The organism is Brevibacillus sp. HB2.2 (assembly GCF_013284275.1).
GTDB lineage: Bacteria > Bacillota > Bacilli > Brevibacillales > Brevibacillaceae > Brevibacillus > Brevibacillus brevis_D.
Genome location: NZ_JABSUV010000110.1, coordinates 1 through 620, shown reverse-complemented (window position 1 = coordinate 620; position 620 = coordinate 1). Strand labels below are relative to the sequence as shown.

The 620-nt window shown below is 45.2% G+C and carries 1 protein-coding gene; it reads left to right on the top strand.

Going from position 1 to position 620, the window contains the following annotated elements; genetic code table 11:
* The coding region (locus HP401_RS29530) for a DNA-methyltransferase (RefSeq protein WP_173607632.1) at positions 1-477 on the top strand (477 nt) is incomplete at its 5' end.
* Positions 478-620 lie beyond the last annotated feature (143 nt).

Genomic DNA, 620 nt, shown 5'->3' with positions numbered 1-620 from the left:
ACCGGAATAGTATCGCGCACCCAGTGTATTTGGGTTAAGAACGCTTTTTCTTTGTCATTTGCTCAATATAAGTTCAAGCATGAGCCAGTGTTCTATGCTCATCTTAAAGGGCAGGCTCCAGCATGGTACGGAGACTATAAGCAGACCACAGTTTGGAAATCAGGATTACCTTCACTCATTGAAGAACCGGAGACAGTCTGGGAGGTATCGCGAGGGGATGTAAGCAAGTACGTCCATCCAACTCAAAAGCCATTGGAACTGTTGGCCATTCCAATAGGGAACAGCAGCAAGAAGGATGACGTGGTGGCTGACTTTTTCGGAGGCAGTGGATCAACACTGATGACCTGTGAACAGATGGGGCGTATCTGTAGAACAATGGAGCTTGATCCGAAATTCTGTGATGTCATCAAGCGACGTTACTATGAAGTGACGGGCATTGAACCTGTGTTGCTAACGAGACAAAGCGCTAGAAAATAATATCGATTTCGATATCGGGCCACGCTTCTTTTAGTGGCAGCCCATTTAACTTAACAAGAGAGAGCAACTCATCTGGCTGTTTTGTAGTAATGACACTATCCTCGTCATAGTAACGTGTGAATGAATAACCAAACGGAGTGTTT